The 18,599-nt window shown below is 61.0% G+C and carries 1 protein-coding gene (only partly in view); it reads left to right on the forward strand.

Every position in this 18,599-nt window falls within one protein-coding gene, locus tag BM234_RS14470, for an Ig-like domain-containing protein, read on the forward strand. The gene is 53,475 nt long; 21,537 of those nucleotides lie to the left of the window and 13,339 to its right, leaving coding positions 21,538-40,136 in view (codon 7,180, complete, through codon 13,379, partial); the first complete codon in view begins at position 1. The start codon and the stop codon both lie outside this window.

Here is an 18,599-nt window from a genome sequence, read left to right on the forward strand (position 1 = left end):
GGGCAGCTTGCCGGTCGCCGTCAGGCCGCGATCGTGGAACTTCAGGACTGGCTCTCGGGCGAGCTTGGGATATCGGTCGAACTCTTCGCCGGGGCCCAGAGCGAGGTCGCGGCGGGGGAAACCCCCACAACGTTTACCGGTGTTCAGATCGACCGCGAAGTGGCCGTATCCGCCGAGAAGGCGCGTGGGACCGCGGCCAGCATCGGGCTCCGCGTGGCGGGGCAGGATCTCGAACTTGGCTTTGACGCTGGGCCAGCGCGGCTTGGCGTTACCGGCGGCTGGGCTGCGATCGACCGTGACGGGCTCGCAAGCACGCATGACTACGCGACCTTCGCACTGACGCTCGATCAGCGCGGCGGATCCATCGAGGATGACGGGCGGTTCTATATCGGCCCCGAGCGTCTCTCGAACAACGTCGGCTATGAGATCGTCGGCGCGATGGGGATGGACCTTCCGCTTAGTCTTTCGGTCCCCGGGCTTCCTGACATTCAACTCAGCAGCTTTACCGCCTCGACCGGTTCTGCGGGGGTTCAGGGCCTGCTGGATATGGCGGCAGGACGGGTCGTTCCGGGCGATGTACTGACCGTTACCGTGCCGAACGTTCAGGATGTGATGGACAATTACCTCGGGGAGTTCTCCCTGCTGGGAATGCTCACCGATCCGTCTCGCATCCTTGATGGTGTGGATTCCGCGCTTGGCGTCGTGCAGGATCTCATGACGACGGAGTTGTCCCGCGATATCCCGGTCATTGGCGAAAAGCTCGCCGCGGCAGGGAATTTCGTGCGCGATGTTCGCGTCGGATTCCTTGACGATCTGCGCGCCAAACTGTCGTCCGAGGGCGGGACCGTCCCGATCCTGAAGTCCTCCCTGTGGGACCTTTTCGGTACAGATGGTCTGGACATCATTCTCGACAAAGACGGTAACAATGTCGTCGATATCGATGATATTGACATCGCTTGGGTCGACCGCGACGGCGTGGTTCTGTCGGAGTGGGTGGTGGGTGACCTGCCGCCGGACGCCGCCGATGCGATCCAGATCGACATCGACATGGGGATGCAGCTGCTGGCGGCTGATATCGACATACCGCTCGATTTCGAGGTGCCCGGATTCAGTCTTGATGTCGACGGCGGCTTTACTTTCGATCTGGGTTGGGCGTGGGATTTCGGCTTTGGGATCAGTACGTCCTCGGGCTTCTACCTGCGCACAAACACGGATGATACCAAGGAGATCCGGGTTCAGGCCGATGCCTATCTTGAGGGGACAGGCGGCGCGCCGTTCACCGCGAATGGCAGTCTGCTCTTCTTTGACGCCACAGTTATCGACGCCCTCCCGGACGGAAATCGCAGCGGCGCGAGCGCGGTGCTTGGCGTCGACATCATCGGGGATGCACGCGGGCGCCTTCCGGTAACGAAACTGTTCTCCCAGTCGCCAAGCCAGACATTTGAAGTTGGTTTTGACGTGACCTCCGCCATTGAGCTTCAGGCGGAGCTTTCGGTCAAAGACGTCAAAGCCATGCCCAAGCTGCGTGGCAATCTGACCGTCGACTGGAACTGGAGCTATGGCGAGCGGCTGGTCGAGCCCACGATCGAGTTGGTGAACCTACGGCTTGATGTCGGTTCCATGATCGACGACTTCCTGCTGCCGATCTCGGAGCAGATCTCTGGGGTGCTCGACCCGTTTGCGCCCTTCGTCAAGATGATGATCACACCCATCGACGGGCTGGAATTCATTGAGAACGCCGGCATTCAGGCCACGCCGCTCGGGCTCATCAACGGCATGCTCAAGATACAGAAGAAGCCGGAAATTCCGCAGGCTTTCTTCGACGCTGTCATCTTCATGCACGAGTTGCCCGACACTCTGAAGACATGGGCAGATACCGGCGAGATCATTCTGGGGGATATCGTCGGTCTTGGGGCCGGGTCGATCCGGGCGATTCCGTCAATCTCAGGCTCCTCTTCGGATCTCGATGCGAAATTCGCCGACCTGGAGGCGCAATCGTCGGGAAGCGGCTCTGCACGCGCCACGGGCGGCAAGATCAACGAGCCGCGTTCGGGCTTCAAGATGCTCGAATACCTCAAGGACATCGAAAACTGGAAGTCGATCATGTCGGGGGGGGATGCGATCCTCTTCACCTATGAGATGCCTCTCATGGGTCTGGGCGTCGATGTCGATGTGCCGATTGCGCGGGTCCCGATCGGGCCGGTGATGATCAAGGTCGATGGCAACCTGTCGTTCCGCGCGATTGCCGACCTTGCGTTTGGTTATGACACCTACGGGATACGGCAGGCGATCAATTCAGGTGATCCGCTCGATGCGCTCGACGGGTTCTTTGTGCATGATTTCACCCTGCCGACCTTCCGCAATGGCAAGATTGTCAGTGGCACTGGGGGCGAGGAAAAGGACGAATTCTACATCGAAGCAGATGTGGGTTTGACGCTTGGCGCCAACCTCGGTCCGATTTCGGGCGGGGGTCGTGGGACGATCGAGTTCTACGCAGGACTGGATTTGCAGGACATCGCCAAATCGGTGCTTACGAAGACCGCAGACGGCTATGTGCAATCGGTGGAATATGTCAGCGATGGCCGTATCCGTGGCAGCGAAATCGCCACGATGTACGAGTATGAAGACGGCGGGTTCGCCAATCTCTTCAACATTACGATGGGCGCGGATTTCGTGGCCAGCCTGTTCGTCGAGTTGGACCTGTGGATCAAGACGATCACGCTCTACGAGGCCGAACTCTTCCGGGTGAACCTCTTCAACCTCGACTATGAGGCTCCGAGGGTAGAACCCTACCTTGCCGAAAAGTCGGGTGACACGCTGACGCTGAACTTTGGCGACAGGGCCGCGGCGCGCAAATACTTCGGAACCGAAGATGGCGGCGAAGAGGTCACCCTCTATGGGTCGGGCGGGTCCGTCAGCGTCGAATATGACGGCTGGTATCAAACCTATACCGGCGTGAAAAAGGTCGTGGCCAATTTTGGCGAAGGCGATGATGTCATCGACATTACCCGTCTGCGCGATGTGACCTTTGACCTTGAGACGGGAGCCGGCAACGATACCGTCTATGCGCGTGAGGGTGGCGGCACCATCGACGGCGGGGATGGCAAGGATTCCATCCAGATCGGGTATTTCGAAACCGGAACCGTCGAGAACGAGGTCGAGGAAATCGATCACGGCGAAGGCCGGATCGAGAAAATCACCACCCGTGTCTATACGCCCGGTGCGTTTCTTGCCGGGGCGGGCACATCGCAGGGATGGACGATCCTTGGCGGTGACGGGGATGATACGCTCATCGGCGCGCTTGGGGATGACATCCTCGAAGGTGGCGCGGGGAACGACAAGCTGACCGGTGGCGGCGGCGACGACTCGCTTGGCGGCGGCACGGGGAATGACCGTCTGTCAGGTGGCGGCGGGCGCGATACCTATTACTACGCCGATGACTTTGGCGAGGACCGGTTCTCCGACAGCGACGGAACCACAGCGGTTGATTTCTCGCGGATGACCAACGGAGTGACCGTGACGGTCACCAAGCGCGGCGTGAATGCCAGCGACAACCGGACAGGTCAGGAAGTGCGCGTTTCGGGCACCACGGTGGATGAGATCCGTCTCTCGGCCTGGTCCGACACGGTATACGCCAACGCCTTCCCCGAGTGGCAGACCGACATTATCGACGCTGGCGGTGAGGATGATTATCACTTCCGCGCCGATCGCGCTTCGGCCAAGGGCGATGCCGGTTCCTATGTCATCACCGAGGCGGGCAACGATTTCGATGAGATCATTGTCGAGCAAACGCGCGCGACAACGACCGAAGACGGTCTCGTTATTGGCACGGGCGTCATCGTCAATGGGCGCGAGAGCGTCAGCTATCAGGACAACCTTGTCGAACGCCTGACCATCATGGGCAAGGGCGCTGCTTACGATGCCGCCCATGTGGAGTCGCTGGGCGGCGATGTGCGTTTCACCGCTGCGGCGGGCGAGACCGCAATCGACATGGGCAACACCGAATTGCGCGTGATCGCTCGGACCATCCGGCAGGACAGCGCGCTCATGGCGGGCGGCGTGATCTGGGAATCCACTCGCGATATCAATGTTCTGCACGACATTACCCTGCTCAATAGCGGGGACCTGGACCTGCGGACCTATGGCGACAATACGGATATCTCTCTCTTTGCCGATATCCGTTCGGCCTCTGGTCTTGCGGACGGAACGGACGGCGCAAGCTGGATGCGGATCCAAGTGGCCGACGGCAGCTTCATCAACACCAACGCCAGTCGGATCGACGGTGCCGGGGCCTATCTGAACATAAAGGCGAAGGACGCGGTCGGCAGTTTCGACAAGCCGATCCTGACCCGCATTGCGGAAATGACCATCGCGACCGCCGGACATGGCGTGGGCGACGTGGTGATCATCGAGGACGATTACCTGACCTTGCGGGAAGAGAAGGTCCATTCCCTGATCGAAAACCCCGGCTACGTGATCGATGCGACACCATCGGACAGTCAATGGGAAGACAGCGAAGACTGGGTGACAGATTCGGCCGTAGGCGCCGCTGCGTGGCGCGACCTTCTGCAGAAGAACCGGGCGGATGTTCGCACGGACGTCGCCGTCGAAGTATCGCACGGCGACCTGCAGATCGACCTGCTGGCGGACAACTCGCTGTTGAAGCTGGAAAGCGGATTCGTTCGTACCCTCGAAGAAGGCAGGTTCATCACCTTTACCAGCGATGACCTTGATCTGGCCTCTGGAGCAAGCAAGCTGGTCGGGACGGGCCTGCTGACGCTTCGAACCCAAAAAGCCGCGTCGGATTACTTCATTGGTACGGCTGCAGAAGATCTGGTCGGTGGGGATTATGGCGACGACAGCAACCAGCAACTGAACAACCCCGGATACTACCTTTCGGTTCGCGATATCGCGGCGATTGCGGATGGGTTTGAAGCGCTTCACCTTGGGCGGTTGGACCTCGACAACGTCATGCACATGGGCGACGTCAAAGTGTCGTCTCAGGTAAAGTACGAGCCCGAAGCAGGGAACCCGATCCTGCGGGACGATGACACGCGTGTCGCCTCGTTCCGCGATGAGACTTTCCTCTATACCGATGAGCTTGTCGTCATCGGGGATGTGCAGGCCCCCGACAACACGCTGCATATCGAGACGCGTAAAATGCGGGTCAGCAGCCAGAATGTGCACGATGCGCAAGGTCAGGCGGATTCCGGGCTCTTCGCCAAGCATCTCGACATTGCCGTCGCTGAACAAGCCGTGGTCTCCGGGTGGCTGCGCGGGACTGATCAGCTCGATCTTACCATCACCGGGGCACCGGGCGACGCCCTGCGCGACGATGCCTATTTGGGCCGGACACTTTATCAGGATGTCGCGGGCCCGCTGAGCCTTCAGGTCGACAGCGCCGCGACGATCGAGGCCTTCGGCGATGGGGCGGCGATCAACGTCACGACCTCGCACAGTATCGAGACCGCCGGCCTGATCACGATCCACGGTGACGATTCGGCAATCAACATTCAGAGTGCCGGGCCGATCATCCTCGTTGAATTGTCCCGGATCCTCGCCGAGGCCGAGAATGCGACGATCAACATCCTGTCCGACGACGTTGTTGCGATAAATTCGGGGACCGAGACCCGCGCCGGGAACGACTACATTGATGGCCAGGAGGTCATTACTGGCGACAACGGAACGATCAACATCAACTCCGAAGGGGCGTTGTTGCTGGGGGGCGCGGTTGCTGCGTCCGGTGACATCGTCCTGTCAGCGAAGGGACAGAAGTACGACGGGGAATCCTATGGCTTGCGGACCCTGCCCGATGGGACGGAGAACCCAGATTTCGTTCCACGCTATGCGATCTTCAACAAGACGGGCTATTTCTCCGGCATCGCCGATCAGAGCCCAAACCACTACCTCGCGGACCACACTGGGGGTTACGGCCTTCTGATCACGGGCACGGTCAGCAGCCTCGGCGCCGACAAGGCGATGGTCCTGCGGTCCGATGAGGATGTCATCGTTCGGGGGAACGTCAACGCAACGGGCGAGGGCGCTTCTCTCACCCTGCAGTCAAACGAGTTCCTCTTCGTCGAAGGCTTCGTCACTGCGACGACCGCCTTGAACCTTTATGGCGGTGTTGATGTCGATGGGCAGGCGATCGAAGGGACGGGTCGGCGTGCCGATTTACGTGGCAGCAGCGTCTATACCTTTGCGACGGGCGAATACCGCACTACGGCACCTGATGGCGATGTGACGATCATCGGGGCCGAGGATGTCGATATCTTTGGCGCGATCATCGCGGGCGGCGCACCGGGCGAAACGGGTGTGACCTTTGCGCTGGATGACGCGGGCAACGGCGGTAGCGACATCACCGTCACTGCGGGTCAGCAAATCCGGATAGAATCGGGGCTGCAGGCCAGCGGTGACGTGACGCTCAACGGCGGAACGCCCGGTGCCGACGATCACTGGACCGGTAGCGAGATGACCGATGCGCCAGCGAGCGATCCCAACCTGCTTTCCGTTCTGGTGAATACTTCGGGGGGTATCACGGCGCTCGGTCTCGGGGCGAATGGTGAGGGGTCCACGGTTTCGATCAGCGGCTCGGAGCGGATGGAGCTCATGGGCTACATCACGGCTGGCGGGCGATTGCACCAGACATTCGGCAACATCGTGCCTGAGGACGACTCGACCGAAGCGCTGCTCTCGCAGGAGTTCGTCTGGTCCGGTCGGGACAGCGACATTCAGGTTTCCAGCACTGGGCGCATCTTTGTCGGCGGCTCGACTCTCAATGAGGCGGGAGAGGTCATCCAGACGGGCGGGTATCTCTCTGCGAGCCGTCTGGTCAATGTCGAGGGCGGGGCTGACGCAGAGACTGGCATGGGCCTTATTGTCCATGCTGCGGCGGAGATCGTGACCGAAGGCCGGTGGGACTATGCCGAGGATGGCACCCGTTCCCGGACCTCCGGCGTCGACTATTCCGACGGGGAAATCCGGCTTTATGGCGTGGGCGATATGTCGATGCAGGGTCTGCTCATCGCGGGCGGACGCAGCGACATGATCCGCGACAGCCAAGGGAAGTACATCGGACGCAATGTGGTCCACTACGATGTCGATTCTGAAATCACGGTCCGCGCGGATCGTCAGATCATCGTGGGTACGGACATCGCGGCGGGCAAATCCGTCAATCTGATCGGTGGCCTCGACAGCCGCACACCGGGCGCAGCGGGTTCCGCCACGCAGTATGACGGGCAAGGGCTTGTCCTGCTTGGATCGGCTCAGATCAGCACGCTGCGTGAAGACAGTGTCATCAATCTCAATGGCCCCGGCGACATTTCCATCCTTGCGCCCGGTGACATTCAGGAACTGGTCTTTGGCGGCTGGGCCGCGCGGGCGGATGGGGTGCTCGAAGAAGACGCCACAGTCATCGTGCAGATCGACAGGGTGAGCTATACCATCGAAGCAGCGATCACCGTAACGGCCGCTGATACAGCGGACAACACCTCGATCGAAGCGCTGCTGGCTGATTTCAACGCCGCGATGTCGTCCGCCACATGGACCGTGGTGCAGACGGATGATCCGAATGGCATAGAAACACCGCCGCTGTTGACCGACTATGAGGGACTCGCCGCCACACCGGGCGACGACGGGAGCAATGTCACCGCAAAATTGCGCGATGGGCGTTTGCGTCTGGCTGGCCCCTATGAGGTCAGCATTCTTGCGGCATCGGAGGCCAGCGGCACACTGCGCGAGACGATCAACGGCGCTGCGCTCGGGGCCATTTTCGAGGCGGGCATTCCGGGCGCTGTAGAAGGCGCGGGCGGCGTGATCATCGGCGCGACTTCGGGTCGGCGCTTTGCCATGGACGCGGCTGCAGAAGGCTCCGTCATCAACCTTGGTGCGCCAGAAGGACCGAATGGCGGGCTATACATCGGGGGCAAGATCCGCGCCCATACCGATATCGTCATGAACACCGGAAACGCTGCCGCGGGCAAAGGTGTCAACCTCGATGTCACCGGTATTCTGGAAACGCTCGACGGGGATATCAGCTTCGATCTGGGATCAAGCGGCATTCTGCGCGGCGATCTTATTGCGCGGGGCGCGGGACATGATGTGAAGCTCGCCTCCGCAGGAACGCTGACAATTCGCGGGCTGGTACAGGCCGATGACGAAGTGGTTCTGGCGGGCGGAACCAATGCGGTCAGCCTTTTGCTGGAGGATACCTCCACCATCAGATCCGTTGATGCCGGCGGCAGTATCACCATCACAGGCACCAATCAGGTCGTGATCAACGGCGCTGTCGAAACCCTGCGCGCTGATCAGACGATAGAGATTTCCTCGGATCTGGGGCAAGTTCTGGTGACTGAGGAAGGCGGGCGGATCGCCGCTGCGGGACAACTCGACATGTCGGCAGTTGACCTCCTTCTCGAAGGGGTGATCGAGAGCAGCTTTGAGGCGCCTGACAGCACACCAGAGATACGCCTGACGTCCCTCGGTGCCATCCGTCTCAACTCCAACCTCACCGCCTCGGGTGATCTGCATCTGGAGTTCGGGCTCGACCTGACGCTCGAAGGTGCGGCCGTCACGGTGGGCGGGATGAGTGTTGCGGGCGACAACATGATTGTCGGCGGCACCACAAGTACTTCGGGTGCAACGATCGACGCGGGCTCCGGCCTGACGACCGCTCTGCTTGGGGACTTCACTGTACGGGCGGGCGGCGCGGTGACCGCAAGCGCGCTGGACGCGCTGATAATGATCGAAGCGGTGGATGTGGCAATTGCCGGTGTGATCCACGCCGGTGCAGGGATCGATGCCGGAAGCGCAGTCGCCGTGGCAGAGGGCGGCGCGGTTTCCATCACAGCTGGCAATACAATCAGGCTTGGCGGCACTGATGCAAGCGGCGCGGCCGCACCGGGGAATATCTTTGCCACGGGCGACATCGCGCTTCAGGGCGGCACTGGATACGACAATGCCGATCATCCCGGCGCGGGCCTTTGGATTGATAGCAACAGCACGGTTCTGAGCCTTGGTGCTGACGGTACCACTTCAGGCACCATCACGCTGAACACCGAGCGCGACCTGTTGGTCGAGGGAGCCATTCGGGCAGAAGGCGCCGGCGGCACGCTGGATATCAATGCCGACCGTTTGATCACCCTCTCGGGGCTCGCCTTCGGGCACACGCTGGTCGACATCGAAGGCGGCCTGCTTGATCCGCTTGCCAACTCCGTCACCTCCACGGCGCTTACATACCGCATGAACACGGCACGCGGCGCGACCTCTGCGGGCACCTATTTCGTTGATGAGGACGGCCAGTGGATGACCGCCGATGGCAGCCTCGTGCTGGATGCTTCGGGCGAGACCGTCACAGAAGACAACGGGCTTGAGGCTGCGAGCATCAGCGATACCGAAGAAGGCGGCTCACCAATCCGCGAAACCGGCGCGATCATCGATACCGGCACGGGTGGGGCGATCCGCATCACCGGCTCGGGTGGTCTGCTGCTTGACGGAACGATCGGACAGGCGACTGTCGCGGGCGATCCGGCTGTGACCACGGCCAATGCCGCGAGCGTCACGATCATCGGTGCGCAGGACGAACAGGTATTGATCCGTGCCGACATGAACGCGCTGGAAGCAATCGAGGTCACGGGCACGAACCTGTCTGTGCTCGAAGGTGCCGCGCTCAAGACATGGGATGCGGATAGCCACATTTCCATCGTGGCGAGCCAGAATGTCTTTATCGAGTCCGATCAGTCCTACACCACTTCCGGGGGCGTGGAAGTGCAAGGGCTGGGCAATGCCGCGCTGACGTCCGAAGGTTGGCTGCATCTGCGTGGCTCCACGGTCTATCAGGGCGGGAATATCGAAGCGCGCGACAACGTCTGGATCAACGCGGCGCGGGACGTATCCATCTATGGCTCGGTTGGCACGACTTCCGGCAATACGGATGCGCGGATCGACATTCGTGCAGGGCTGTCGGCCATCGTGCCGGACGGGACGACAGTTGGCGCCGCGCGGGGCGTGATCGACGCCGCCACCTTGGGGTTCGGCTCGATCTACGTGCTGGGCTTGGGGCAGGTCACGAGCGATGGCGACGTGAGCCTTCTGGCCGGGGTCGACGTGGAAATGGACGCCTCCGCCAGCGCGGGCGGCGAGCGGCAGGTGCTCACGCCGATCCTGTCCACGGAAACCGTCGATACGGTTGTCATCACTGGCTATAATCAGGTGGTGGATTCCGTCATCGATGTCCCCGTGGTCAACTGGGTCACGACAACGGTCACCGAGCAGGTCGGGCTTGAATCCGTCAAGATCGGATATTCTTTCACCACCATGGATGTCACCCTTGTGCAGGATGGCTATTTCGACGGTGAGACCAAGCGGGAGTATTTCGTCGAAGGGGTGGATTACCGGAATTCCTCGGCGTCCAAAGGATCCGGCCCTATCATCGACTGGGGCGTTGTCAGCCCACCGGGAAATGATACCAATGGCTATCCGAAAAGTTTCGCTGAACTCGACGACTTGCAGGTCGAAGTGGTTCTCAAGGAACTTGGCGGGTACAAGAAGCTCTATACCTTCTCCGCCGAGAACCTGAAAAAGCATCGGGTCCTGAACGGGACATCGAGCAACGGCGACTGGCTTCCCGATTGGGCGAAGGATCCCGCAGCCGGCACCACGCGTCCCATGCACACCGTCAACATCCCCATCGACGGGCTGAGTGACAAGTGGATCTACCTTCCGGTCGGTGCCGAGGCGGATCTTGGCCGCGTGGTTTCGCAAGGCAGCGTCGAGCAATTCGAGGAATTCGTCGGTACCTACAAGGACACCGCGACGGTTTACTACGATCAGGTCACCTCTGCCTATGTGCAGGAAAAGATTACAGATACAGAGACGCTCGCCGACCCGAATGAGAGCCGCTATAAGTCGCGCAACACGATTGATAACGACAACGAGCCTTCTTACTGGAAGGTATTTTATGATGCCGGAAGCCGCGGCAATAATGAGATCGCGGCACCGGACGATGCCGAGCGGGTCTTTACGCTGATCGACCGCCCAGGGGATGTCTCTGTACTGCGGACGCCCGAATGGACGCTGAACAACGACGAGAACTGGCGCTATGACAGCAACAGTGCTCTGCGTACCGTCGCGCAGAATGTTTACTTTCAGACCACGGCTTCTCTTCAGCGTCTCTCTGGCGATGTGAACAGAGACAATTCATCGGATCACAATGTCTCGGTCGGCACGACCTATGACTGGGATCACAAGCAGTACAATCTGTCTTCGTTCGCGACGAACCACTTCTATGCCACGGAGCATTACACGCTTGCGAACGTGACAAATTCCACGCAGCGCGCCGCTGTCGGCAGGCTTACGAACGGGTCTGTTTGGCTTGGGATGCTCAATTCCCAAGGCTCGAACCCGGGGCTCTATTACGATGTTTCCTATAGCAGCTATTCGTCGAACCACTATTCGATCTACGGCTACAAGACGACGTACAACAACTGGAACTCCGGCGAACCGAACAACTCCGGCTTCGAATATGCTGTCGAGCAGTTGTCCAACGATCGGTTCAATGATCTGAACGGCTACAGGAGCCGCTACTTCGTCTATGAGACCGGGAACGAGTGGGACAGCAGCACCGTCAAGGAAGATTTCCAGGACTATCACTATGCCTGGACCTCGAAGGATAGAGAGATCTGGGATGGTCGTGGCAAGCTGGAGTATCAGTGGGTTTCCAATGAGACCCCGGAATACGACAACCGCGCCAAGTTCCGCACCTATGACACCAAGACCAAGGTCGTCGATACAGCGAAGAAGACACTCTATCGCGATGAGGCGATCACCCAGATCGAAACCACCACTCGGACGGTCCGGATCGAGGGCGGCGATGGCGGAACTTCGATGCAGACCTTTGGGGTCTTTGGAGCAAATTCCGTCGACGGCCGCGATGTGGAGATCATTTCCGGGCGGGATACCCGCCTCTCGGGCAATCTGGAGACGAGCCGAAACCTGAGCATCACATCTGCGCGCGATTTCCGTCTTGGCGAGACGCCGGAAGGTGTCGATCTGTCGACCTATGTGCCCACAACAAGCTCCCAAATGACGGTGGGGGGGACGTTCGATCTGAGCGCGGGCCGCGGGGTAGAAACCGATCTGGCTTCGGTCATCGAGGTTACGGGTGGAGCGACGATCTCTGCCGTGGAGACGATCCATCTGAAGGGCGATCTGATCTCCGGCGGAACGGTCGAGGTGGAAACCGCCGCCGACCTGAATGCCTTCGGCAAGCTGGAGGCTGTGACCGCCAATCTCGAAGCAGGCACAGATGGGCGCGGCAACGTGCTGACGGCCCTGCGCACCGATATCGATGCGGCGAACCTTTCGATCACGGCGGGTGCGACCCAAGGCAACATCACTTTCCGCGACAGTGCGGTGAATGTGACCGGTACGATGACGCTCAATGCGCTTGGCGGCGGGCTTTATGCATCTGGCGGAACCGTGGACGGCACCGGGGCGACCCCGGGGAACTATGTCACGGCGGCAACCGCTATCATGACCGCCCGAGACGGTATTCAGAGCGACGCGACGGGGACCCACGCTTTCCTCCTTGATGCGCGCAGCCTGACGGCGAGCGTTACCTCGGCAGGACCCATCTGGATCGAGAACGACGGTGATCTTGAGGTGGTGTCGGCAGAGAGCCATGCGGGCGACATCACGATGACCGTGCGGGGGAACCTTGTTGCGCGGTATCTGATGGCGGGGGCCACAGGTACGGATGCGATCCGCCTTGCCACGCCGTCTTCGGTCATCGGTGGCCGCGACGGCGATGGGGCGGCATTGCGCTCGGTACAACTTGGGCGGCTCACCGGTGGCCTGATCGACGTGGCGGCCGCAACCAAGATTACCCAGATGTCAGACACGCTTGTATCGGCCGCAGCGCTCAGCCTGCGCAGTTACGACGGGATATCCCTCTCCAACCTCGATATCGACCTGCTCGACGCGCGGATCGAAGGTGTCGGCGACATGACGCTGAGCACGATTGCAGAGAGTGGGGCATCGCGCGGTGAACTGACTGTCGAACGCCTCGTGACCGTGGATGGTCTGATCACGCTCACCAGTGAACGGGATATCTTGCTATCATCCTATGAGGCGGACTCCGGCGGCATCCTCTCGGGGATCGTCGCAGGCCGCAGCGCCGATCGTACGCCGCAATCCACGACTTTGAACCCGGTCATCGACCTTGCCGACCTGCCGCTCGACATTTCCATCACCTCCTCTCAGGGGGTGATCCGAGGCCTTGGCGCTGGCCCGCAGGTTCGGGTCGATACGGATACGGGCGGCGCGCTTGAGTTGGTGGCGGAAACGGGGATCGACACTGTTGTCGTCGACGTGGCCGAACTGCGCAATGTCATGACATCGACAGGCGGAATCTCCCTGCATGATACCGGGGCGGATGACCGCACGCAGCTTCTGCTAACTTCGGCCCGGGCGGACGCCGGCGATATTGAGATAAGCACGGCGGAGGCGATGGAGGTCCTGTCCATCTCTGGTGAGACGGGTACAACCAACCTGACCCTGACGGCGGGCGGCGGCGAATTGGCTGCGCTGGGTCAGGGCGGGACGCTTTTGACCGCGCGCACCGCGGGCGCGATCGTCTCAGGCGGACTTCTTGGAAACGTGACACTGGACGCGGCCGATGCGCTTGTGATCAGCGACGATCTCTGGATCGATGCGGTCAACACAGTAACATTCGTGATGGGCGCGGATTTCGTGATCCCCACCCAGCAGGCCTATGAAGCGACCGAGCTTGTCATCAATTCGGCCGCCAGCATCAACGCGGAATCCCAAATCCGTGTGGGCCGTGAGAGCGACATCACGCGGGTAGAGATTCAGTCCGGGCGCAATATCAAGCTGGACGCGCCGATCAGCACGCGGCAGGGCACCTTCGTTACCGAAATCGTCCTCAATGCGCGCGGCGATGTCGCCGAGCAGGTACAGGTCTATTCGGAAGTGGCCGAGATGCGTGTGGTCACCGGAGCTTCGGGCGCTGAGTTCCTCGAAGGGCTGGACGAAGACGGCGTGACGGACGGGACCTACAAGACGGACCGCGTGATCGAAGGTGATACCGTCTATTATATTCTCGACGGGTGGGATTATCGCTTTGCCGAGACTTACACCGACGGTGTTCTGAACATCCCTTCCAGCAATCCCGGGCAGGCGATTCAGGTTCTGAGCACTTCGCCAACGGGTTCCGGCGATCTCTACGTCTTGGTAGTGGATGGCGCGTCTGGTGTTGCGTCCAAGGGGGCACTAATCGCCGCGCCTTCGACCCAGATGGCGGCGGCAGGCGGTCTGATCAATGTTCTGGATCGCGGGTTTGTCGATGTGACGCCCCTCGCGCTTGCGGAGCGGGCATCGATGACACTCGGCGGGCTTACCGCTGATGGAACGTTGCAGATCGATCTGGCCAGCACCGCGGACCCCTCTGCCACGATAAATTTCTCGGTCGATGTGGAGGCCGGGGATCTTTCCGCGCTGGCGAACGCGATCCAGATCGCCGGGATTGGCATAACGGCCACGCTTTCGGCGGACAAAGCCTCCATTGATCTTACGCGCGCGGATGCCAAGGGCATCGTCATATCCGGGTTCGTGCATACCCCGGCAGAGAACGCCTCTTCCGGAACGCTGACCGTTTCGGGCACCAATCTGGCAGATGTCGTTCTGCTCCATCAAACACAGGAGGCCACGGCGACGTCGCTGGCCTACAAGTTCGAAGCTCAATACGGCAGCAGCGTGGAGTTGTTCCAAGGGCAGACGCCCTACAATGAGATTTCCATTACCGCCAACAGCCCCGAAGGCACGACCACGGGCAATATCACCTTTGTCGCGGGGAGCGATGTTGACCTCGACAAGGTGAAAACCTTTGCCACGGGGAATATTCAGGTCACCACCACCGCGGGCGCGAACGTCGGCGATGTGATGACGCTGGAGGACGAACAGGGGCAGGTCTACGACCACATCGTCCTGACAGATGACGACTTGGCTGGCGAGTTGGTCTTTAACCCGACCGGCCTCGCCAACGGGACCTATGACTTCATCGTTGCGCTGCGCGATGCTTTTGGGAACGTCTCTTATTCCTCCGCGAAAACGACCTTTACCGTCTCGGACAGCCCGGTCGCGGCTGGGTTCGATGCGCCGCAAAAACCGGTGATCACCACCTCCGGGACCGTGGGCGATGCGCAGTTCGAGCTTTCGGGCGCCGGCGCAACCGCGTGGACGCGCATTGAGGTTCGCGATTCAACCACCGGGGAGGTCCTTGCGGAGACGCGCGCGGATCAGGATGGCGCCTGGACGGCACTCATGCCAGTGATGGCCGATGGGGCGCATGGCGTTTACGCGGTCAACCTCGCTGACAAGGCCGCGGCCGGTGATGCCGATGTGGCAAGCGCGCCTTCTGATATCGTGACCATAACCGTGGACACGACGCCGCCAGCCGTTCCGGCGGTTACCTACACGTCCATCGGCACGGCGCTGAGCGGTACTGCCGAAGCTGGCAGCACCGTATCGGTCTATGCCAACGACGATCTGGAAACGCCGGTCTTTACCACCACCGCGAATGGCGATGGCGATTGGTCCGGAACGCTCGACACTGGTCAAAGCCAGTTCGTGACCGGGGTGAACTTTCTCTATGTGCGCGGCGCCGATGCTGTGGGCAACGAAAGCGGAGTTTCAGGCAGCACAAGCATCCTGATTGGCTCGGCAAGTGCACCTGCCGTGACCCTGACCACAGAGTCCGATGGCAGCCTGCCGCCTGTGACCGTCACGGAGTTCTTTGAAGGATACGTGCTTAGCGGGACGACCGACATCGGCGCGCGAATCCGCATCGAGATCGATGGCACGAGCCGCGAGGCTTGGGTCGAGAACGGGACATGGACCTATGTGCTCGACGCCACGGATCAGACGGGACTCGAGGCAAGCGCCGGGGTATTCAAGGTCGTTGCCGACAATCCGCTCGCCGGAACTGCGGAACGCGAACTCACTGATACGCTGACACTCGCGCTGACCGCACCCACAGTGGCCTTTACCGAAATCGCCGGGATCACCTCCGATACCGTCATCACCGGGGCGGACGTGGAAGATGTCAGCGCGATTTCACTGACGGGCACATCCGATGCGGCGGAAGTCGACATCCTGCTTCCCGACGGCTCTGCTCTCGTCGAAGGGGTGCCGGTCGTTGCTGGCACATGGAGCCACAGCCTGACCGAAGGGGATTATTCCGTTTTGGGCAACGGAACCACGACCCTGAGCTATGTGGCGACGGATGCCGCGGGCAACTCCACGACGTTCAGCCGTGATATCACCATTGCCGTGGTGAAGCCGGAAACGCCCGAGATTGACCGGGTCAACGACGACAGCGGCCTTGCGGACTTCTTCACCACCGATATCGACGGCCTCGAAATCTTCGGAACGAGTGAGCCGGGCTCTACCATCACCGTGACCTACGACTGGACGCCTGCAAGCGGAAGCGGCGCGCAGGACGACGCCTCCGTGACCGGCTTTGCCTATGTAAACCCCCTCACCGGGGTGTGGCGCGCCACGCTGCCGGAGACGGACGAAGGCGTCTATATCGTCACCACCGTGGCCTCCAAGGACGGCATCGAGAGCGAAAGCGCAGAGAAGCGGATTACGGTCGATGCGACGGCACCCGATGTTCCAACCATTCTGGCCGTGGACATTACCGCGGGTCGGCCGGAAATCTACGGCATCGCCGAGGCCGGCGCGGTCGTCAGCATCACCGAAGGCGACACGGTCATCGCCAACACCCGTGCTCTGTCCGATGGGACCTGGACATGGGCGCCAAACTCGGTCTGGGAAGCCGGGGTCGCGCGGACCCTGCAAGCCTTTGCGACCGATGCGGCGGGCAACGTCGGCACGAAATCCACCGATCTTGTGATCACACCGTCGAGCGAGTCCATCGCCCTGTCGTTCAATCCCGTGACCGGGGATAACATCGTCTCCGAAGCGGATCGACAGACTGGCGTTACGATTGGCGGCGAGACCAGTGCGACGGTCGTCTATGTCGTCGTCAACGGGGTCCAGCAGGCAACCCTCAACCTCGGGCAGATGGTCGGCACGACGATCCCCTTGACCGATGGCGGCAAGGGCTATTCGGCGGACAATCCCCCGACCGTCACCTTCAGCGAGCCAGATCTGGCCGGCACACGCGCCGAGGCCGTGGCAACGGTTGTCGACGGCGTCATCACCGCATTCGAGATCACGGAACACGGATCGGGGTATCTGACACCGCCGACAGTCACGATCGCGGCACCGGCATCGGTTACCGCAGAACCGACGGTCACACTGGACGGGAACGGGGTCGCCTTGGCGCTGGGGACCGCAGGGGATGGCTATACCGCCGTTCCGGTCGTCACGATTGATGCCCCAGATGGGGTGGACGCCATTGTCACTGCCACCGCGGCGGATACCGGAGTGGTCACCTTCGTCATCGGGAATGGCGGAACAGGCTATTCTCAGGGCGGGCTCGTAGTCACGGTGTCCGACGGCACGAACGAGGCTGAAGCGACAGCCGTTGTCACCGATGGTGTGGTAACCGGGCTCACGCTCACGGATCCGAACTTCACTGCCGCAGACACGCTGACTGTGACGGTGACAGAGGATGCGGCGCAAGCCACGGCCGTGGCGACGATCTCGAACGGAAAGGTCACTGGATACACCGTGGTGGCCGGGGCCCGCTATGCGAACGTCCCCACAGTAACGGTCGATGCGCCGGCGGAGGAACAAGCAACGACCGATGCCGTGCCGCTTTCCACTGTACCCAAGGCTTGGACCTACACGCTTTCCGACGCGCTCGTGGCGGAAATGGGACGCGTTGAAAGCGCCTTTGTTACCTCCGGGGGGCAAAACTACAGCTCGACCCCGTCAATCGTCTTCTCAGAGCCCGATATTCCGGTAGCCGATGGTGGAGTGCAGGCCGAAGGCGTGGTGACGCTGGTCGACGGAGAAATCTCCGAGATCACCATTACCAATCCGGGGGCGGGCTATACGCAGCCGCCGGAGATCACGATAGATCCGCCCGACAGCGGGGTAGCCACCGTAGTTGCAACGACGCTCTTTGGAACGGCCGCTGTGACCATCCTTGATGCCGCCACTACGTCGGAAGTGCAGGAAATTGCGCTGACGGATGTCACCAATGGCACCTACACCTTCACCTTCACGCTCGATGGCACAGAATATCGCAGCGGCGCGATCAGCTTCGATGAAACGAGCGCAGCCGCCATTGAAGAAGTGCTTGAGCGGATGGATGTTCCGGGGGCGAGCTATAGTGTCGTCAACACATACGGAACGGACGAGACTTATCGTATTACCTTTGGCGGCAGCCTCAATTTCCGGGATATCCCAAAGCTGGTACTGGACGACACGGCGCTGACCTTTACCGGTGCCGGGCCGACCGTGACGGAAAACCCTGATGGGGATGCGCAATATGCGGTGACCCAGATCGTCACATGGGGCCAGTCCGACACCTCTACACCGGATGCGGACGATACGACGCCGGTGGTCATCACGGGTCTTACCCAGACCAACGAGTTGACAGGGGCAAC

Source organism: Poseidonocella pacifica (assembly GCF_900111875.1).
Lineage (GTDB): Bacteria > Pseudomonadota > Alphaproteobacteria > Rhodobacterales > Rhodobacteraceae > Poseidonocella > Poseidonocella pacifica.